The sequence below is a fragment of the Williamsia maris genome (genome assembly GCF_024171815.1).
Lineage (GTDB): Bacteria > Actinomycetota > Actinomycetes > Mycobacteriales > Mycobacteriaceae > Williamsia_A > Williamsia_A maris.
Genome location: NZ_JAMTCJ010000004.1, coordinates 926181 through 944866 on the forward strand (window position 1 = coordinate 926181; position 18686 = coordinate 944866).

Sequence of the window (18686 nt, forward strand, 5' to 3'; positions counted from 1 at the left end):
CTCTCCTGCTCAGCCGGAGGCGAATTGCCGGTCGCGGGTCTACGTCGACGGTTCGGCGAGCAGTCGATCGAGATTGCGGACCGCCCGGCTGAGGTTGCGCAGCACCCGCATCGACACCGCCACCTGGTCCGGGGTCAGTGCGCTCGCGTCGCCGATGCGCATGCTGTTGAGTCGCGACCCCTCCAGCCACTCGCCCAGTCCGGGTTCGCGGGCCCAGCGCGACACGGTCCTGGTGTTGGCGGCGGTCGTGCGCAGCCAGTCGATGTCGGAGTCCGGATGCGCGATGACCTCGCACAGCTCGTTCTTCTTCTCGGGGTCGGACACGGTCGCCTCGACGTGGGCGATCAGCGCAGCACTGAAGACCTGCTGACACGTCCGGATGCTCTGCAGGGTGATGCGGCCCTCGGTGAACACCGGTACCTCGGGACGTCGTTGCAGTCCGTCCGCGGTGCAGTCGACGTGCACCGTGTTGGGCGAGGTGGGGATCGTCCCCGACTCGAGGGTGATGGTGTCGGCCTCCACCGACACCACGCGCCCCAGCCGGGTCACGTTCGTGATCTGCCGCAGGGTGTCGAGTTCGGCTCGCGACACCGTCGCGCAGCGGTACATCGACGGCCGGACCGCGGGATCGATCCGCAGGAGCTGACCGGCGCGTTCGAGCCGATCGAAGAGGTCGTCGACGGTCTCGGCCTCGGCGGACGCCTCGAGTTGCAGCGCGTACCCGCCGACGGTGCTGTCGTAGAACCCCTCGACCGGCTGGATGTTCATCCGGTCGAGCAGCCACGAATCCCGCGGCATGATCCATCGGATGTCACCGGGGTCGACGCCCCTGCCCAGCAGCCACAGGCAGGCGTCGATACCGGTCTTGCCCGCTCCGACGACCACGTATCCATCGGCGGGACGGGTGATCTCGGGCAGTTCGTTCGGCGCCATCCACCGCACGTCGGGGCTGACGGGGAAGGCGGGTGCTCGCATGGCCGGGACGCTGACGCGGCTGTAGGTGGCGTCGACGATCGTCGTGCCCCGGACGTCGTGCCGGGCGCCGGTCAGCACCGACGTCACGATGCCGTCGTCGGTGGCCTCGCTCTTCGGGAAGTGGTGGAACCGACCGGTGGGCAGGAACTGCTGGGTGATGATCTGGTCGAAGTAGGCGACCACCTCGGCGGAGGAGGCCAGTTCGTAGTGGCCGGTGTTGGAGCCCGCGGTGTCCACCCGGTCGACGCCGAGGCCGCGGGAGTTGACGCCGTAGAACGCCGACGGCTGGTGCAGGCGGACGAACGGATACGCCAACGTCCAGTGCCCGCCCGGGCGGTCGTACCGGTCGACGAGGGCGACGGTGGCGTCGGTCTCGGTCAGGATCACGTCGACGAAGGCCATACCCATCGCGCCGGCACCGATCACGAGATAGTCGACATCGATGCTCACGGGGTCTCCGAACGTCGCGGTTCTGGGTTGTCCGTGCGCGAGAGGGGACTTGAACCCCCACGTCCTGTCGGACACTGGAACCTAAATCCAGCGCGTCTGCCATTCCGCCACTCGCGCGTGTGCACCGTCACGATACCGGTTGACCTGCCGGATTCGGTCTGCAGGTACCGTCGATCTCATGCCAGAAGGGAAACGTCGACACCGTCCTGCGCTGATCGTGCTGGTCGTCGTCGCGGCCATCGCCTGCCTCGGGCTCGCCTGGTGGCAGTGGAGCCGGTTCGAGTCGTCGTCGGGCAGCGGCCAGAACCTCGGGTACGCGCTGCAGTGGCCGGCGTTCGGGGTCATGTTCGTCTACGCCTACCGACGTTTCGTGGTCCTCGAGAGCGACCCCGACGAGGTCGCGAAGCTCTCGCCCCGGGCACACGGTGCGACCGAGGTCCCCGCCGATCTGCTCCCCCCTCGCCCTGCGACCGCGGCCCGCGTCACCGCCGACGACGACTCCCCGCCCGAGATCCGCGACCTGGCCGAGTACAACCGTTATCTGTCCGAACTCGCGAGCAGCGAGTCCGGACCCGCACAGCAGGAGAACCCGTGACCTCAACACCCGAGCCGTCGCTGGCGTCGAAGGCGACCGCCACCCCGGACAAGATCCGCAGCGCACTGCTGCGCTACCGGGTGATGGCATGGATCACCGGCCTGTGGTTGCTGTTGTTGGTAACCGAGGTCGTCTTGAAGGTGATCAGCGGCGGCTGGAACGCCTGGGACACCGGGATTCACGTGGTGGGTCGGGGACCCGCAGATGCATTGTCCTTCGTGCCGGTTGTGCACGGATGGGTTTACGTGGTCTATCTGCTCATGGCTGTCGACCTGGCCATCAAGGTCCGGTGGCCTGCCAAGAAAACGATCTTCACACTCCTGGCCGGCACGATCCCGTTCCTGTCGTTCTACGTCGAACACATCCGGACCCGCGAGATCAAGTCCGAGTTCGCGGTCTGAGCAGCGCGGCTCAGCCGCCGAGCGACCCGAGTTCGCGCAGCAGCGGGATGAGCTGTTCGAGCGCCCTGGAGCGGTGACTGAGAGCGTCCTTCTCGGCCGCGGAGAGCTGTGCGGCCGTCCGACCGGCGACGGTCCCCGCACCTCGATCGGCGTCCTCGTCGGGAACGAAGATCGGGTCGTAGCCGAATCCGTTGTCGCCCAGCGGCGCACGGGCCACGCGGCCGCGCCATTCACCACGGACGACGGTCTGTGCACCGTCGGGCGTGACCACTGCGCACGCGGAGACGAAGGCTCCTCCCCGACGCTCGTCGGGCACGTCCGTCAGTTGTCCGAGGAGTAGATCGACGTTCGCCTGGTCGTCGCCGTGCCGGCCCGACCAGCGCGCCGAGAGCACCCCGGGCATCCCGCGCAGAGCGTCGACCTCGAGCCCGGAATCGTCGGCCAGACAGGCCAACCCGGTCGCGGCGCAGCCGTCGACGGCCTTCGCCAGCGCGTTGGCCTCGAACGTCTCCCCGGTCTCGGGGGCCTCGTCGAACGGCGGCACCTCGTCGAGTCCGACCACGTCGATGCCCTCGATGGCCTCGGTCACCATCAACCGTCGCAGCTCGGCGAGCTTCTTCGCGTTGCGGCTGGCCAGCAGCAGGGTCGTCGGCATCAATCCGCGGTGTGCTCGGCGGTGCTCGCGGGGCGCGGGGCGTCGAGAGCCGCGCGCTGCGCCTCGAACAGGCGCTCGGTGCCGACCGCGGCGAGGTCGAGCATCTTGTCGAGGGTCGCGCGGGAGAACGTCGCGCCCTCGCCGGTGCCCTGGATCTCCACGAGGGTCCCCGCGTCGGTGGTGACGACGTTCATGTCCACCTCGGCGCGCGAATCCTCCTCGTACGGTAGGTCGAGTCGGACGCGGCCGTCCACCACACCGACGCTGACCGCCGCGATGGCGCAGGAGATCGGCTGGGGGTCGGCCAGTTTGCCGCGGGCGTTGAGGAACGCCACCGCGTCGACGAGGGCCACGTAAGCGCCGGTGATGGCCGCGGTCCGGGTCCCGCCGTCGGCCTGCAGCACGTCACAGTCGAGGGCGATGGTGTTCTCCCCCAGCGCCGCGAGGTCGATGCAGGCGCGCAGGGACCGGCCGATGAGTCGGCTGATCTCGTGTGTGCGGCCGCCTATCTTGCCCTTGACCGATTCGCGCTGGGACCGACTGTGCGTGGCGGCGGGCAGCATCGAGTACTCGGCGGTCAGCCACCCGAGTCCGGACCCACGCCGCCACCGCGGAACGCCTTCTTCGACGCTCGCCGTGCACATCACCCGCGTCTGCCCGAACTCCACGAGCACCGAGCCCGCCGGGTGATCGGTGAAACCTCGGGTGATGCGGACCGCCCGCATCTCGTCGTCTGCTCTGCCGTCTGCGCGTCTGCTCACGAGACCAACTCTAACGACACCCCGGTGTGGCCGGACGGCTCGGTCATGCGACGTCGACGACCAGCCCCGGCCGCGCGACGCTGACCGGACCGGAGTAGGCGGCGCGGGCCTCGGCCAGCACGTCCTCGGTGCTCGTCCACGGCGGGATGTGGGTCAGCAGCAGCGATTTGACTCCCGCGCGCCGAGCGATGTCGCCGGCCTCGGTGCCCGACAGATGGAGCTCCGGCGGCCGCTCGGACGGTGCGTGGGTCCACGACGCCTCACAGAGGAAGACGTCGGCGTCGGCGGCCAGCGTCACGAGGGTGTCGCACACGGCGCTGTCGCCGCTGAAGGCGAGCACCTCCCCCGCCGGCCCGGTGATCCGCAGCCCGTAGGTCTCCGGCGGGTGCAGGACCCGGCGCGGGAGGACCGTCATGCCACCGATCTCGACGGCCTCGCCGTCGACCCAGGTGCGCACGTCGAAGGTGTCGGTGATGTCGTCGACCGCGCCTGCGAACTCCGAGGACGCCGCGCCGATCCGGATCGCCGTGCCGCCGGGCCCGAACATCGGCGCACGGGCGATGGCCGGCGTCGGGTGGTAGCGGCGCCACACCAGCATGCCGGGCAGATCCAGGCAGTGATCGGCGTGCAGATGACTGAGCATCACCGCCACAGAGTTGGGATCGGTGTGCTGTTGGAGTGCCCCGAGCACACCGGGCCCGAAATCGAGCACGACGGGCTGCTCGCCGGGCACGGTGAAGAGATACCCCGAGGCCGGTGAATCCGGCCCGGCAACACTGCCGGAGCTCCCCAGGACGGTCAGTCGCATGTCGTTCACTGTGCCACGTGACGCGCCACACAGCACCGACGATGGCGCTTATGCGTGTTGGATCTGCCCGACGGACGGTCCGAGGAATCGGGTGGACAGACGTGCGAACGACACCGGGTCGCCCGTCGCGGTGAACACGCGTTGCGCCTGACGGTCGGTGTGCGAGTGCAGCAGGTCGTTGCGGGTCAGCACACGCACCACGTCCTTGGCGGTCTCCTCGGCACTGGACACCAGCGTCACCTCGTCGCCCATGGCCAACTGGATGACCCCCGACAGGAGCGGATAGTGGGTGCAGCCCAACACGACGGTGTCGACACGCGCCTGCTGCAGCGGTTCGAGGTACCCCTCGGCGAGACCGAGGATCTGCCGCCCGGACGTGATGCCCCGTTCGACGAAGTCGACGAAACGTGGGCACGCCACCGAGGTGATCTCCGCGTGCGGGGCGGCGGCGAAGGCGTCGTCGTAGGCGCGTGACGCCACGGTGGCGGAGGTGCCGATGACCCCGATCCGACCCGATCTCGTGGTGGCGACGGCCCGGCGCACCGCGGGCAGGATGACCTCGATCACCGGGACCGGATAGCGTTCGCGGGCGTCGCGCAGGCAGGCCGATGAGGCTGTGTTGCAGGCGATCACCAACGCCTTGACCCCGCGCTCGACGAGGTCGTCGCCGATCGCGAGCGCATGTGCGCGGATGTCGGGGATCTTGAGCGGTCCGTAGGGACCGTTGCCGGTGTCGCCGACGTAGAGGATGTCCTCGTCGGGGAGCTGGTCGACGATGGCCCGGGCCACGGTGAGCCCGCCGACGCCGGAATCGAAGATGCCGATCGGCGCGTCGATGTTTGCCTCGGTCACCGAGGCAGTGTCCCACGGGTCGGGGTCGTCGGGCTCGCGCCGAACAGCTGCGCGGACGACGCCGCGGGATCCTTCTGGCGCCGACGACGGTCGCGGCCGGCGAGCAGCGATGCCGCGAGGACCCCGCCGATCGCGCCGAAGAGATGCGCCTGCCAGGACACCCCGTTCTGTCCGGGGAGGACACCCAGGAGAACCGATCCGTAGACGAGGAACAGCAGGACGCCGAGGAGGATCTGCAGCGGCGAGCGGTTGAACAGGCCGCGGACCAGCAGGAAGGCCAGCCACCCGAAGATGATCCCGGAGGCGCCGATGGTGATGGCGCCGGTGGGACCGAACAGCCACACGCCGACGCCCGAGACGATCCACACCACCGCGGTCGCGATCACGAAACGACGTGCGAGCAGCAGCAGGAACCCGAGGACCGCGCCCGGGACGGCGTTGGAGGTCAGATGCGCGAACCCGTCGTGCAGGAAGGGCGAGAACACGATCCCGACCAGCCCGTCGGCGTTGCGGGAGACGATCCCGTCGGCGTCGAGCCGGTTGTTCATGGCGGTGTCGACGGCCTCGACGGCGTACAACGTCGCGATGACGACGGCCATGACGACCGCAGATCGGATCCACAACGGGCGGCGACCCGCCGCGTCCACGGTCGGTGCGTCGTATCCGGTCATGTTCTCGGCTCCTCGCCTCACGCCCAGAGTTGGCCCTCCAGCGCGGTCTCTGCCTCATCGAGGGTACCGGCGTAGACACCGGTCGACAGATACTTCCATCCGGCGTCGCACACGATGAAGCCGATGTCGGCACGCTCGCCGGCGGCCAGGGCCGTGCGCGCGATCGCCAGGGCGGCGTGGGCGATGGCCCCGGTCGAGACGCCGACGAACAGCCCCTCGGTCTCCACCAGCTCGCGCACACGACGGATGGCGTCGCCGCCCTGGACCGAGAACCGCCGCGTCAGGACCGAGGCGTCGTACAGCTCCGGGACGAATCCCTCGTCGATGTTGCGCAGCCCGTACACCTCGTCGCCGTAGCGCGGTTCGGCCGCGACGATCGCGCAGTCGGGCCGGTGTTGACGCAGGTACCGCCCGACCCCCATCAGGGTGCCGGTGGTCCCCAGGCCCGCGACGAAGTGGGTGATCTCCGGGAGGTCGGCCAGCAGTTCGGGTCCGGTGTGTTCCTGATGCGCCAGGGCGTTGGCCGGATTGCCGTACTGGTACAGCATGATCCAGCTCGGGTTCTCCGACGCGAGTTGTTTGGCCATGGCCACCGCGGTGTTCGAGCCACCCGCCGCGGGCGAGGCGATGACCCGTGCGCCGTACATCGCGAGCAGCGCCCGACGCTCGTCCGAGGTGTTCTCCGGCATGACGCAGATCAGCTCGTAGCCCTTGAGTTTCGCGGCCATCGCCAGCGAGATGCCGGTGTTGCCACTGGTGGGTTCGAGGATGGTGCAGCCCGGGGTCAAGGTGCCGTCGCGTTCGGCCTCCTCGATCATCCGCAACGCCGGACGGTCCTTGATCGACCCCGTCGGGTTGCGGTCCTCGAGTTTCGCCCAGAGCCGGACGTGCGGACCCTCGTCGGTGTCGTCCCATCGAGGCGACATCCGTTGCAGACCCACCATCGGCGTGTGGCCGACGGAGTCGATGAGCGAGTCGTACCGGGTCATGGGCGCGGCCGTGTCGGACGTCCGGTCATCGCCGCCCACCTGCCACCGCGGGCAGGATCGTCACCTGGCCGCCGTCGGTGATCGCGGTGTCGAGACCACCGGAGAACCGGACGTCCTCGTCGTCGACGTAGACGTTGACGAACCGGTGCAGCTTCCCGTCGGCGATCAGCCGATCGCGCAGGCCGGGGTGGTTCGACTCGAGGTCGTCGATGAGCGAGGCGAGCGTGTCGCCGGACGCCTGCACGCGCTTCTCGCCGTCGGTGTGGGTCCGCAGGATGGTCGGGATGGAGACGGTGACGGTCATGGCTGTGCTCCTGAGATGTCGGTGTCGGCGATGACGATGTCCTCGTCGTCGACGAGCCCGTCGACGATGCGATAGCTGCGGACCTCGGTGTGGTCCGGATCCCGGGTCGAGATCAGGACGTAGTGCGCGTTCGGTTCCGAGGCGTAGGAGATGTCGGTCCGACTCGGGTAGGGCTCGGTGGCGGTGTGCGAGTGGTAGACGACCACCGGTTCCTCGTCGGCGTTCTCCATCGCCCGCCAGACCCGAAGTTGTTCGCCGGAATCGAAGCGGTAGAACGTCGGTGAGCGTTCGGCGTTGATCATCGCGACGACGCGCTCCGGGCGATCGGATCCCTCCGGTCCCGCCACGATCCCGCACGCCTCGTCGGGATGGTCGGCGCGGGCGTGCGCGATCATCTGATCGATCAGATCTCGCCTGATGGAGAGCATGCCGAGGGCAACGTCGTGCGCAGAGACGCTATTCCGGCGACGGGGCCGGCGGCGAGGACCGCGGCGACGATGGCGCGACGGACCACCACCGCGGCGGCCTCACACACCGCGGCCAGCAGGGCGACGTCGGGGTTCATGCCCGCGGGGACATCGGGGGTCGGCGGCACGACCCGCTCCCCGGTCGCCACCGCGAAGACGGTGTCGCCGTCCAGCGGCGAGTGGGCCGGACGGATGGCGTGGGCGATGCCGTCGTGGGCCGCCATCGCGACGCGCCGGGTGGACGCGGCGTCGAGACGGGCGTCGGTGGCGACGACACCGATGGTGGTGTTGAGGACGGTGGCCTTGGCGCGCAGCGCGCGATAGGCGTCGAGTTCGGCCGCGTCGGGGTTGCGTAGTCGGTGGTGGTCGAGGTCGTCGGCGGTGGCGCCCCACGGCAGACCGGTGTCCGGGTCGAGCACGTCGCCGACCGGGTTGGCCACCATCAGCGCCGACACCGTCACGCCCGGGGCCGCCGCGGTGTCCAGGACGACGCCCGCGGTCCCGACACCACCCTTGAGGACACCGGCGCGGGCACCGGTGCCCGCGCCCACCGATCCGACCGCGAAGTGTCGGTCGGCCGCACGCACGGCGCGTGCGCCGAAGTCGGCGTCGGGCCGCGCCGTCCAGCCACCGACCGGGAGGTCGAAGATGACCGCGGCGGGCACGATCGGCACCACGTCACCGAACGGGTTCATCGCCAATCCGACCCCGGCCGAACCGAGTTCGCTCATCACGCCGTCGGCCGCGGCCAGTCCGTACGCGCTGCCGCCGGTCAGGACGATCGCGTGGGCGGTCTGCACCGTGTTCGACGGATCGAGGAGATCGGTCTCCCGGGTACCCGGTCCGCCGCCGCGCACGTCGACCGCGGCGACCGCACCTGCGGGCAACAGCACCACCGTGACCCCGGTGGCCCAGCCCGAGCCGGGGACCTCGTCGTCGGCGACTCGCACGTCGTCGTCGAGCCGGTGGGCGTGTCCGACGGTGATCCCCGCGACGTCACCGAGAGCGTCGTTCGCGCTGGTGCGGAACCCGATCATCGCGGCGTCACTTCCCCATGAGTGCGACGACGAGCAGTTCCTGGACCACGGTCAGCCAGTGGTAGACGTCGAGGTGGGCGGCCTGGGGGTCGTCGGGCGGGAGTTCGTCGGGGGTGTTCTCGGTGACGCCGAGCATGGCGCCGAGGGCGAGGCGCACGTCGTTGACGGCGGTCAGCCACTGCTCGGCCTGTGCCGGGGTCAGCGTCACGTCACCACCCCCGGGCGGCAGGGTGTTCAGGACCGTCTGCGCCGCTTCGGATTTCGCGGCGATGATGTGCGGTTCGTGCACACTGCGCAGTGCGCCGTTGAGATCTCCGTTGACGGTGTCGGCACCGAGTTCGTGATCCTGATCCGGCCGGTGGAAGTCCGGGAGCAACCGACCCAGGGTGGCGTCGTCGGGTGGGGTCGAGTGTCCCGTCTCGATGCCGGTGATCGCCGACAGGTCGTCGGTGGGGGCACTGTCGGATCGTTCGTCGAGGAGCTCGGTCATCGACGTCACCAACGACGCGATGAGCTCACTCTCGTGGGAGTCGAGACGGGTGGTGATCCGGATGGAGCCGCCACGGCCCCGACGCTTCCAGTTCTGCACCCGGTCAGCTGTCCCGCTGCATGGTCGCCCACAGACCGGCGGACTGGAGTTTGCGCACGTCGATCTCCATCTTGTCGCGATCCCCGCTGGAGACCACCGCCTTGCCCTCGGTGTGCACCAGCATCATCAGCTGCGACGCCCGTGACTCCGAGTAGCCGAACACCTTCTGGAAGACGAACGTCACGTAGCGCATCAGGTTGACCGGGTCGTCCCACACGATCGTCACCCACGGACGGTCGATCGCGGTGCCGGCGTCGGCCGTGTCGGGTTCGGCCACCGCGGTACCCGCCGGGGTAGCCTCATCCTGACCGTCGAGTGTGATCCGACGCTCCGATCTGGCCTCGGTCCGGCGATCAACCGGCCCTGCTGCGGTGCGTACGCGTGCGGTCGTCATCAGTCCGCGCATGGCCCCAGGGTAGGTGATTGTGAGCGCCGAGAACACAGCGATGTTCACCGATCGGTATGAACTGACGATGGTGTCAGCCGCCCTGCGGGACGGCACCGCCCATCGTTCGTGCACGTTCGAGGTGTTCGCCCGACGTCTCCCCGACGGCCGCCGTTTCGGTGTCGTGGCCGGTACCGGCCGTGTCGTCGACGCCCTCGCCGGATTCCGGTTCGGCGACGAGCAACTGCGTGCGCTCGCCGATTCCGTGGACGCCGACACCCTCGACTGGTTGCGCGACTACCGCTTCACCGGCTCGATCGACGGCTACCGCGAGGGCGAGCTGTTCTTCCCCGGATCCCCCATCCTGAGCGTCCGCTCCACGTTCGCCGAGGCGGTGCTGCTCGAGACGCTGGTGCTGTCGGTACTCAACCACGACAGCGCCATCGCCTCGGCCGCAGCCCGCATGGTGACCGCGGCCGGGAGCCGACCGATCATCGAGATGGGCTCGCGTCGGACCCACGAGTCCGCGGCGGTGGCCAGCGCACGCGCGGCGTACCTGGCCGGGATGGCGTCGACGTCGAACCTCGAGGCGACGCGGCGCTACGGCGTCCCCGGCGCGGGCACCAGCGCCCACTCGTTCACCCTCGCCCACACCGGTCCGGACGGCCCCGACGAGCGCGCCGCGTTCGCCGCGCAGATCGACGCCCTCGGCGTCGGGACCACATTGCTCGTCGACACCTACGACATCACCCAGGGCGTGATCAACGCGATCGAGGTCGCGGGGACCGGACTCGGCGGTGTCCGCATCGACTCCGGCGACCTCGGGGTGCTGGCCCGGCAGGTGCGCGCGCAACTCGACGATCTCGGCGCACACGACACCCGCATCGTCGTCTCCGGCGATCTCGACGAATACGCCATCGCCGCGTTGCGTGCGGAGCCCGTCGACGCCTACGGGGTGGGGACCTCACTGGTCACCGGCAGCGGCGCGCCCACCGCGGGCATGGTCTACAAGCTGGTCGAGGTCGACGGCATCGGTGTCGCCAAACGATCCAGCCACAAGGAGTCGCGCGGCGGCGCGAAGGCCGCGGCGCGGTCGGCCCGCTCGACGGGGACCATCGTCGAGGAGATCATCTACCCGGCGGGCGGGTCCGTCCCCGACACCGGCGGGCTCGCGACGACCGACCTGCAGATCCCGCTGGTCCGCGACGGGCAGCCCGTCGACGGACTCCCCACCCTCACCGAGGGCCGCGATCACCTCGCCGACGCGCTCGTCAGCCTGCCGTGGGAGGGATTGGGTCTCTCGCGCGGCGAGCCCGCGATCCCCACCCGCTTCGCCCTGCCGTGACCCAGCTGCCCCCGGTCACCACCCTCCTCGAATCCGCCGTGTCCGCACTCGGCGGAGCGCACCGTGACGGCCAGGTGCGGATGGCGTCGGCGGTGGCGAACGCGATCGACACCGGCGAGCACCTCGCGGTCCAGGCGGGCACGGGTACCGGCAAGTCGCTGGCCTACCTGGTCCCCGCGCTACGCCACGCGGTCGACTCGGGCACCACGGTGGTCGTCTCCACCGCCACCATCGCCCTGCAGCGCCAGCTCATCGAGCGCGACCTGCCCCGGCTGGCCAAGGCGCTGACCAAACCCCTGAAACGAGCCCCTACCTTCGCGATCCTGAAGGGACGGTCGAACTACGTGTGCCTCAACAAGGTGCACAGCGGCGAGGCCGAGGAACAGACCGACGAGCTGTTCGACGCGTTCACCATGTCCCGGGTCGGGCGCGAGGTGGTCCGGTTGCGCGAATGGGTCAGCGACACCGAGAGCGGCGACCGCGACGAGCTCCCGATCGCGGTCCTCGACCGGTCGTGGAAGCAGATCAGCGTCAGCGCCCGTGAATGTCTGGGCGCGACGAACTGCAGCTACGGCACCGACTGCTTCGCCGAGCTGGCCCGGGCTGAGGCGGGATCGGCAGACGTGGTCGTCACCAACCACGCGATGCTCGCGATCGACGCGATGAGCGGCTTCAACGTCCTGCCCGAGCACGATGTCGTCATCGTCGACGAGGCGCACGAACTCGTGGACCGGATCACCTCGGTGGCCACCGCGGAGATCTCCCCGGGCACCGTGGCCGGCGTCGCCCGACGGTGCGCGAAGCTCATCGACGAGGAACTCGCCGACGACATCTCAGGTGCGGGCGAACTCGTGGCGCAGCTGCTCGACCAGACGCCTCCCGGCCGCTGGACCCGGCTGCCCGACGGCGCGCCGGAGACGTTCGCCGGTCTCCGCGACCGGCTGTGGCGGGCCCGCTCGGCGATCGGTCCCGCCCGCGGCAACGCCGATCCCGCCGGTGCGGCCGCCCGCTCGGCCGCCATCACCGCGCTCGACGACCTGCACGACAACGCGGTCCGTCTGCTCGGTGCCTTCGACGAACCGGACGAGTCGAAGCGACGGGACGTCGTGTGGATCGCCGAGGACCTGGTCCGTGACGAGCGTCGGCGGGTCATCCGTATCGCACCGCTCTCGGTCGGCGGGTTGCTGCGGTCGTCGCTGTTCAACGAGACCACCGCGATCCTCACCTCCGCGACTCTGACCATCGGCGGCACGTTCGACAACCTGGCCGCGAACTGGGGACTGCCCATCTCCGGGCGCGGCGCCGACACCACCGCTCCGCTGTCCGACCTCACCGCGACCGGTTCCTCGGTGCCCGCCGACGGCGACACCTTCCGGTGGCAGGGCGTCGATGTCGGATCGCCGTTCGACTACCGGACCTCGGCGATCCTCTACGTCGCCGCGCACCTCGACCCGCCGGGTCGCGCCGGGATCGCGCCGGCGACCATCGACGAGATGGTCGCGCTGATCGAGAGCGCCGGCGGACGCACCCTCGGGCTGTTCTCGTCGATCCGTGCCGCCAAGGAGGCCGCCGCACTGGTCCGCGAACGCATCGACCACCCGGTGCTCTGCCAGGGTGAGAACGCCACGGGCACGCTGATCTCGCAGTTCGCCGCCGACGAGTCGACGTGTCTGTTCGGGACCCTGTCGCTGTGGCAGGGCGTCGATGTCCCCGGCCCGTCGCTGAGCCTCGTGCTGATCGACCGGGTGCCGTTCCCCCGACCCGACGATCCGCTGCTCATCGCGCGCCAGGCCGCGGTCGCGGCCCGAGGTGGCAACGGCTTCCTCGCCGTGGCCGCCAACCACGCGGCGCTGCTGCTGGCGCAGGGCGCGGGCCGACTGCTGCGAGCCACCGACGACCGCGGCGTGGTCGCCGTCCTCGACCCCCGACTGGTGACCGCCCGCTACGGCGGATACCTGCGCGCATCGCTGCCGCCGTTCTGGCAGACCAGCGACCCGGCCGTGGTCCGCGCCGCGCTCACCCGGTTGCACACGACGGCGTCGAACGCCTGACGAGGTGCCCAACAGGCCGTCCTCCCGCCAAAGTCCCGGTCATCCCCTACGGTTGAGTGGGGCCGATGCGAAGTCGGTCGACGCTGACCCCGCCGACGGCACGGGTCAGCAACCGGTGAGGCGAAGGGTGGCGAACGGGTGATTGGGCGCATCGGCATAGATGACATCGAGCCGGTGGTATCCGCGGGACAGTTCGCGGCCAAAGCCGTTGTCGGCGAATATTTCCCGGTCAGCGCCACGGTCTGGCGCGAGGGTCACGACGCGGTCGCGGCGACGCTGCACGTCGAGGGACCGGTCCGCGGGTCGGTCCTCGAGTCGCCGATGTATCCCGCCCACGAGCCCGACACCTACAACGGCGCGTTCATCCCGGACGCGCCCGGTTACTGGTCGTTCCGGATCGATGCGTGGAGCGACCCGTACACGACGTGGAACAGCGCGGTCACCAAGAAGCTCGACGCCGGTCAAGACGCCACCGAACTGGCCAACGACCTCGAGTCCGGTGCGCGGCTGCTCGAGCGCGCGGCCGACGGGGTGCCACCCACCGACCGACAGTTGCTCACCGACGCGGTCGAGGCGTTGCGGTCCGACCACGATCTCGCCGTACGCGTCCGCCCCGCGCTCGCACCGGAGGTGGTGCGCCTGCTGAGCGACCACCCGGTGCGCGACCTGGTCACCAAGAGCCGCTCGTTCCGGGTGTGGGTGGACCGCACCCGGGCCCTGTTCGGGTCCTGGTACGAGATGTTCCCGCGCTCCACCGGCGGCTGGGACAACGACGGACGCCCGGTGCACGGCACCTTCCTCACCGCCGCACAGGATCTGCCTCGGATCGCCGACATGGGTTTCGACGTCGTCTACCTCCCGCCGATCCACCCCATCGGCGAGATGAACCGCAAGGGACCCAACAACACCCTGACCCCCGGACCGGACGACCCCGGCTCACCGTGGGCCATCGGATCCGCGCACGGCGGTCACGACGCCATCCACCCGCAGCTGGGCTCCGAGGAGGACTTCGGCTACCTGCTGGCGCGGGCGGACGAGCTGGGCATGGAGATCGCCATCGACCTCGCCCTGCAGTGCGCGCCGGACCATCCCTGGGCACTCGACCATCCGGATTGGTTCTATGTACAGCCCGACGGCACCATCGCGTTCGCCGAGAACCCGCCGAAGAAGTACCAGGACATCTACCCGCTCAACTTCGACGACGACCGCGCGGGCATCTACCGCGCCGTACTCGACGTGGTCCTGCACTGGGTGTCGTTGGGCGTCAAGATCTTCCGCGTGGACAATCCGCACACCAAGCCCGGGGACTTCTGGGAGTGGCTGATCTCCGAGGTCAAAAAGCGCGACCGCGACGTGTTGTTCCTCTCGGAGGCCTTCACCCGCCCGGCCCGGCTCTACGGGCTGGCCAAACTCGGGTTCACGCAGTCGTACACGTATTTCACCTGGCGGGTCGCGAAGTGGGAGCTGACCGAGTTCGGCACCGAGATCGCCGAGCACGCCGACGTCGCCCGGCCGAACCTGTTCGTCAACACCCCGGACATCCTGCACGAGACGCTGCAGTACGGCGGGCCCGGGATGTTCGCTCTCCGTGCGGCTCTCGCCGCCACGCTCGCGCCGACATGGGGCGTCTACAGCGGGTACGAGCTGTTCGAGGGCGACGCCGTCCACCCCGGCAGCGAGGAGTACCTCGACTCCGAGAAGTACGAGCTGCGTCCCCGCGACTACAAGGCGGCGTCCTCGCGTGGCGACTCGCTCGAGCCGTGGATCACCTCACTCAACTCCATCCGTCGCCGTCACCCAGCGCTCCAGCAGCTCCGCAACATCACCTTCCACCACGTCGAGAACGACGCGCTGATCGCGTACTCGAAGTTCGACCCCGCCACCGGTGATCTCGTCGTGGTCGTGATCAACCTCAACCCGTTCGGCGCCGAGGAGTCGACCCTCTGGCTCGACATGCCCGCGATCGGACACGACTGGTCGGACCGCTTCTCCGGTGTCGACGAGGTGACCGGCGAGAACTTCCACTGGGGTCAGGCCAACTACGTCCGACTGGAACCGTGGCGTCAGGTCGCGCACATCGTCGCGCTGCAACCGATCACCCCGGACACCGCCGCCCGACTGGCGTTCCGACTCCCCGAGAGGCAAGCGAGCTCATGAGCACCATCGACGCGGCCATGCCGGCCCAGGACCTCCACCGGCTACGGGTCGGTACCCATCACGACCCGCACTCGGTGCTCGGGGCGCATCCCGTTCCGGGCCACACCATCCTGCGGACGCTGCGTCCGGACGCGAGCGCCGTCGTCGCGGTCATCGGCGGCGAGGACCACCCGATGCAGCGGCAGGCCGACGGCCTGTTCGTCGTCGCCGTCCCCTACGCCGATCTGATCGACTACCGCTACCGCGTCACCTATCCGGCCGCCGACGGCACCACCACCGACTACCTGGTCGCCGACGGCTACCGGTTCCTGCCCAGTCTCGGTGAGCTCGATCTGCACCTGTTCGCAGAGGGCCGTCACGAGCGCCTCTGGGACATCCTCGGTGCGCACCTGCGCAGCTACGACACCCCCGACGGAACCGTCACCGGCACCTCGTTCGCGGTGTGGGCGCCCAACGCCCGCGGCATCACCCTGATCGGGTCGTTCGACGGGTGGGCGGGTCGGAGCACCCCGATGCGGTCGCTCGGGTCCAGCGGGGTGTGGGAGGTGTTCGTCCCCGACATCGGCGCCGGGACGCGTTACAAGTTCCGCATCGTCGGCAGCGACGGCGTCACCCGGGAAAAGGCCGACCCGATGGCGCGGCGCACCGAACTGCCGCCGGCGACGGCGTCGATCGTCGACGACACCGACCACGTCTGGGACGACGCGGCGTGGATCGAGGCGCGGGCACAGCTCGTGCCGACCGACGAGGCGATGAGCGTCTACGAGGTACATCTCGGGTCGTGGCGGCAGGGGCTCGACTACCGCCAACTGGCCGTCGAGCTCGGCGACTATGTCGTCGCGATGGGCTACACCCACGTCGAACTGCTACCGGTCGCCGAGTTCCCGTTCGGCGGGTCGTGGGGTTATCAGGTCACGTCGTACTACGCACCGACGTCGCGCTTCGGTAGCCCGGACGACTTCCGACACTTCGTCGATCACCTGCACGCGCTCGGGGTCGGCGTTCTCGTCGACTGGGTGCCGGCACACTTCCCCAAGGACGAGTGGGCGCTGGCGCGGTTCGACGGGCAGCCGCTCTACGAGCACGGCGACCCCACCCGTGGTGAGCAACTCGACTGGGGCACCTACGTGTTCGACTTCGGGCGCAGCGAGGTCCGTAACTTCCTCGTCGCCAACGCGCTGTTCTGGTTCGACCAGTTCCACATCGACGGTCTGCGGGTCGACGCGGTCGCGTCGATGCTCTACCTCGACTACTCGCGGCCCGACGGCGGGTGGACGCCGAACATCTACGGCGGGCGGGAGAACCTCGAGGCGGTGCAGTTCCTGCAGGAGATGAACGCGACCGTGCACAAGTACCACCCCGGGGTGGTGACCGTGGCCGAGGAGTCGACGTCGTGGCCCGGCGTCACGCGGACCACGAACCTCGGCGGTCTGGGTTTCTCCATGAAGTGGAACATGGGCTGGATGCACGACACCCTGGGCTTCCTCGGCCGGGATCAGGTGCACCGCAGCCATCACCACCACGAGATCACCTTCTCGCTGATGTACGCCTGGAGCGAGAACTTCGTCCTGCCGATCAGCCACGACGAGGTCGTGCACGGCAAGGGCACGCTGTGGAGTCGCATGCCCGGCGACTCGCACGCCAAGGCCGCGGGCGTCCGCGTGGCGCTGGCGTACATGTGGGCCCACCCAGGCAAGCAACTGCTGTTCATGGGCCAGGACTTCGGGCAGGTCGCCGAGTGGTCCGAGGAGCGCAGCCTCGACTGGGATCAGCGCACCGGCTGGGAGGGCGAGTTGCACACCGGTATCGAGTCACTGGTGGCCGACCTGAACCGCGTCTACCGCGCGACCCCGGCGCTCTACTCCCAGGACACCTCACCCAACGGCTATTCCTGGATCGACGCCAACGACACCGCCGGCAACATCATCAGCTTCCTGCGGTTCGGCTCCGACGGAAGCGTCGTCGCGTGCCTGTTCAACTTCTCCGGCGTGACACGCACCGATTACCGTGTCGGACTGCCGGTCTCGGGCACCTGGGTCGAGGTCCTCAACACCGACTCGCCGCACTACGCGGGGTCGGGCGAGGGCAACATGGGTGCCGTCGAGGCCGACGGCGACCCGTGGCACGGTCGTCCCGCCTCGGCGCGGATGACCCTGCCCGCCAACGGTGCGATCTGGTTCGCCCCGGCGACGGGCCTGGCCACCTAGTCGACGCCCCCCCCCGATTCGCCGAGGGTCAGTACAGGGCGCTGGCGAGCTTGCGTCGCGCCGAGACCACGTACGGCTCGGCGGGATCGAACAGCTCGAACAGCGACAGCAGTCGGGTGCGGACCTGTGACCGCTCGTCGCCGCTGGTCGCGCGGACGAGTGCGATGAGCCGGTCGAAGGCGTCGTCGGGTCGTTGGCTGAGCAGCAACACGTCGGCGGCGGCGAACTGCGCCTCGATGTCGCCAGGCCCGGCGGTGTCGACCACGGCGGGATCGTGGCTCTGCGCGCGGATGACGAACTCGACGTTGCGGGCCGCCGACGCCGCCTCGATGTTGGTCGGATCCGCCTCGGCGAGTGCGTGATACGCGGCCACCGCACCCTCGAGGTCACCGTCGTCGAGCAGGGCTTCGGCTGCGGCCATGCCCGGGTCCTCGACCTCGGCCGGCTCGGACGCCTCGGCCGCGGGCAGTCCGGTGAGCTGGTCGCCCACCTTGCCCATGATCTCGTCGACCCACGCGGTGATCTGTGCCGCCGGCTGCACGCCCTGGAACGCGGCGACCGGCTGACCGAGCGCGATCGCGACCACGGTCGGGACCGACTGCACGCCGAACGCCTGCGCGATCCGCGGATTGGCGTCGATGTCGATCTTCGCGAGGATCCACGCGCCGTCCGCCTCGGTCGCCAGCTTCTCCAGCAGCGGCGAGAGCTGCTTGCACGGTTCGCACCAGGTCGCCCAGAGGTCGACGAGCACGAGGACCTGCTCGGAACGGGCGAGCACCTCGGTCTCGAACGTCGCCTCCGACACCTCGACGACCAACGGAACGGTCGGGGCCGACCCAGCTGGATCGGTTCCCGTCGCGTCCGCGACGGGCGGACGCGACGGAGCGGCCGGCCGGGTACGCGCGGCATCGGCTCGTTCTTTGAGTACGGACAGGTCAACCGCGCCGGTCATGGCGGCCGCGCGGGCGACGGCACCGGCGGGAGGAC

At 69.7% G+C, this 18686-nt stretch carries 19 protein-coding genes and 1 tRNA gene; 6 read left to right on the forward strand and 14 right to left on the reverse strand.

The annotated features are described in order from the left end of the window. Positions 1-39: 39 nt before the first annotated feature. Positions 40-1425: an NAD(P)/FAD-dependent oxidoreductase gene (locus LX13_RS22935; protein WP_253663575.1), complete on the reverse strand. Its 1386-nt coding sequence runs from the start codon at positions 1423-1425 to the stop codon at positions 40-42. 34 nt (positions 1426-1459) lie between these two features. Then, positions 1460-1542, reverse strand: a tRNA-Leu gene (locus tag LX13_RS22940). A 61-nt stretch (positions 1543-1603) separates the two neighbouring features. Here LX13_RS22940 and LX13_RS22945 point away from each other — a divergent pair. Both LX13_RS22945 and LX13_RS22950 read left to right on the forward strand, forming a co-directional pair. Continuing rightward, positions 1604-2020 (forward strand): transcriptional regulator, encoded by a 417-nt coding sequence (locus LX13_RS22945; protein WP_253663576.1) that lies wholly within the window; start codon positions 1604-1606, stop codon positions 2018-2020. Further along, positions 2017-2421 carry a DUF3817 domain-containing protein gene (locus LX13_RS22950; protein ID WP_253663577.1) on the forward strand — a complete coding sequence of 135 codons (405 nt, stop codon included), beginning with the start codon at positions 2017-2019 and terminating at the stop codon, positions 2419-2421. Before LX13_RS22945 ends, LX13_RS22950 begins: the two co-directional genes overlap by 4 nt. A gap of 10 nt (positions 2422-2431) precedes the next feature. Here LX13_RS22950 and LX13_RS22955 read toward each other — a convergent pair whose 3' ends face one another. From LX13_RS22955 to clpS, 11 genes are read right to left on the reverse strand one after another with little or no spacing between them, the layout of a single operon-like run. Continuing rightward, a complete protein-coding gene (locus LX13_RS22955) occupies positions 2432-3076 on the reverse strand; it encodes a non-canonical purine NTP pyrophosphatase (protein ID WP_253663578.1) in 645 nt (214 codons plus the stop codon). Continuing rightward, positions 3076-3837, reverse strand: coding sequence for a ribonuclease PH (gene rph, locus LX13_RS22960; RefSeq protein ID WP_253663579.1), 762 nt, complete (start codon positions 3835-3837; stop codon positions 3076-3078). The genes LX13_RS22955 and rph overlap by 1 nt, the downstream gene beginning before the upstream one ends. A 43-nt stretch (positions 3838-3880) precedes the next feature. Beyond that, complete coding sequence (locus LX13_RS22965) at positions 3881-4645, reverse strand: cyclic nucleotide-degrading phosphodiesterase (protein ID WP_253663580.1); 765 nt, start codon at positions 4643-4645, stop codon at positions 3881-3883. A gap of 48 nt (positions 4646-4693) precedes the next feature. Next, positions 4694-5497 (reverse strand): glutamate racemase, encoded by an 804-nt coding sequence (murI, locus tag LX13_RS22970; protein WP_253663581.1) that lies wholly within the window; start codon positions 5495-5497, stop codon positions 4694-4696. Further along, positions 5494-6168, reverse strand: a complete 675-nt coding sequence (locus LX13_RS22975; protein WP_253663582.1) for a rhomboid family intramembrane serine protease — start codon at positions 6166-6168, stop codon at positions 5494-5496. The genes murI and LX13_RS22975 overlap by 4 nt, the downstream gene beginning before the upstream one ends. Positions 6169-6185: 17 nt before the next feature. After that, positions 6186-7157 carry a PLP-dependent cysteine synthase family protein gene (locus tag LX13_RS22980; protein ID WP_253663583.1) on the reverse strand — a complete coding sequence of 324 codons (972 nt, stop codon included), beginning with the start codon at positions 7155-7157 and terminating at the stop codon, positions 6186-6188. A gap of 25 nt (positions 7158-7182) precedes the next feature. Further along, positions 7183-7461, reverse strand: coding sequence for a MoaD/ThiS family protein (locus LX13_RS22985; RefSeq protein ID WP_253663584.1), 279 nt, complete (start codon positions 7459-7461; stop codon positions 7183-7185). Next, the gene (locus tag LX13_RS22990) at positions 7458-7889 is read right to left on the reverse strand and encodes a M67 family metallopeptidase (protein WP_253663585.1); all 432 of its coding nucleotides are present in this window, start codon (positions 7887-7889) and stop codon (positions 7458-7460) included. Before LX13_RS22990 ends, LX13_RS22985 begins: the two co-directional genes overlap by 4 nt. Beyond that, positions 7865-8965: a P1 family peptidase gene (locus LX13_RS22995; RefSeq protein WP_253663586.1), complete on the reverse strand. Its 1101-nt coding sequence runs from the start codon at positions 8963-8965 to the stop codon at positions 7865-7867. Before LX13_RS22995 ends, LX13_RS22990 begins: the two co-directional genes overlap by 25 nt. Positions 8966-8972: 7 nt before the next feature. Next, a complete protein-coding gene (aosR, locus tag LX13_RS23000) occupies positions 8973-9554 on the reverse strand; it encodes an oxidative stress transcriptional regulator AosR (RefSeq protein WP_253663587.1) in 582 nt (193 codons plus the stop codon). Between the two features lie 4 nt (positions 9555-9558). Beyond that, positions 9559-9948, reverse strand: a complete 390-nt coding sequence (clpS, locus tag LX13_RS23005) for an ATP-dependent Clp protease adapter ClpS (protein ID WP_372500027.1) — start codon at positions 9946-9948, stop codon at positions 9559-9561. 31 nt (positions 9949-9979) lie between these two features. Here clpS and LX13_RS23010 point away from each other — a divergent pair, with 31 nt between their 5' ends. From LX13_RS23010 to glgB, 4 genes are all read left to right on the forward strand, one after another. Beyond that, positions 9980-11284, forward strand: coding sequence for a nicotinate phosphoribosyltransferase (locus tag LX13_RS23010; RefSeq protein WP_253663589.1), 1305 nt, complete (start codon positions 9980-9982; stop codon positions 11282-11284). Beyond that, positions 11281-13335: an ATP-dependent DNA helicase gene (locus LX13_RS23015; protein WP_253663590.1), complete on the forward strand. Its 2055-nt coding sequence runs from the start codon at positions 11281-11283 to the stop codon at positions 13333-13335. Before LX13_RS23010 ends, LX13_RS23015 begins: the two co-directional genes overlap by 4 nt. A gap of 138 nt (positions 13336-13473) precedes the next feature. After that, positions 13474-15492: a maltotransferase domain-containing protein gene (locus tag LX13_RS23020; RefSeq protein WP_253663591.1), complete on the forward strand. Its 2019-nt coding sequence runs from the start codon at positions 13474-13476 to the stop codon at positions 15490-15492. Continuing rightward, positions 15489-17699: a 1,4-alpha-glucan branching protein GlgB gene (glgB, locus tag LX13_RS23025; protein ID WP_253663592.1), complete on the forward strand. Its 2211-nt coding sequence runs from the start codon at positions 15489-15491 to the stop codon at positions 17697-17699. Before LX13_RS23020 ends, glgB begins: the two co-directional genes overlap by 4 nt. Before the next feature lie 28 nt (positions 17700-17727). Here glgB and LX13_RS23030 read toward each other — a convergent pair whose 3' ends face one another. Then, the gene (locus LX13_RS23030; RefSeq protein WP_253663676.1) at positions 17728-18651 is read right to left on the reverse strand and encodes a tetratricopeptide repeat protein; all 924 of its coding nucleotides are present in this window, start codon (positions 18649-18651) and stop codon (positions 17728-17730) included. Between the last annotated feature and the right edge of the window lie 35 nt (positions 18652-18686).

Excerpts from the sequence above, each read along its gene's own strand:
- LX13_RS22945 (WP_253663576.1), top strand. The coding sequence starts at position 1,604 with ATGCCAGAAGGGAAACGTCGACACCGTCCTGCGCTGATCGTGCTGGTC.
- LX13_RS22955 (WP_253663578.1), bottom strand. The coding sequence starts at position 3,076 with ATGCCGACGACCCTGCTGCTGGCCAGCCGCAACGCGAAGAAGCTCGCC.
- LX13_RS22965 (WP_253663580.1), bottom strand. The coding sequence starts at position 4,645 with ATGCGACTGACCGTCCTGGGGAGCTCCGGCAGTGTTGCCGGGCCGGAT.
- LX13_RS22975 (WP_253663582.1), bottom strand. The coding sequence starts at position 6,168 with ATGACCGGATACGACGCACCGACCGTGGACGCGGCGGGTCGCCGCCCG.
- LX13_RS22980 (WP_253663583.1), bottom strand. The coding sequence starts at position 7,157 with ATGACCCGGTACGACTCGCTCATCGACTCCGTCGGCCACACGCCGATG.
- LX13_RS22985 (WP_253663584.1), bottom strand. The coding sequence starts at position 7,461 with ATGACCGTCACCGTCTCCATCCCGACCATCCTGCGGACCCACACCGAC.
- LX13_RS22990 (WP_253663585.1), bottom strand. The coding sequence starts at position 7,889 with ATGCTCTCCATCAGGCGAGATCTGATCGATCAGATGATCGCGCACGCC.
- LX13_RS22995 (WP_253663586.1), bottom strand. The coding sequence starts at position 8,965 with ATGATCGGGTTCCGCACCAGCGCGAACGACGCTCTCGGTGACGTCGCG.
- clpS (WP_372500027.1), bottom strand. The coding sequence starts at position 9,948 with ATGACGACCGCACGCGTACGCACCGCAGCAGGGCCGGTTGATCGCCGG.
- glgB (WP_253663592.1), top strand. The coding sequence starts at position 15,489 with ATGAGCACCATCGACGCGGCCATGCCGGCCCAGGACCTCCACCGGCTA.
- LX13_RS23030 (WP_253663676.1), bottom strand. The coding sequence starts at position 18,651 with ATGACCGGCGCGGTTGACCTGTCCGTACTCAAAGAACGAGCCGATGCC.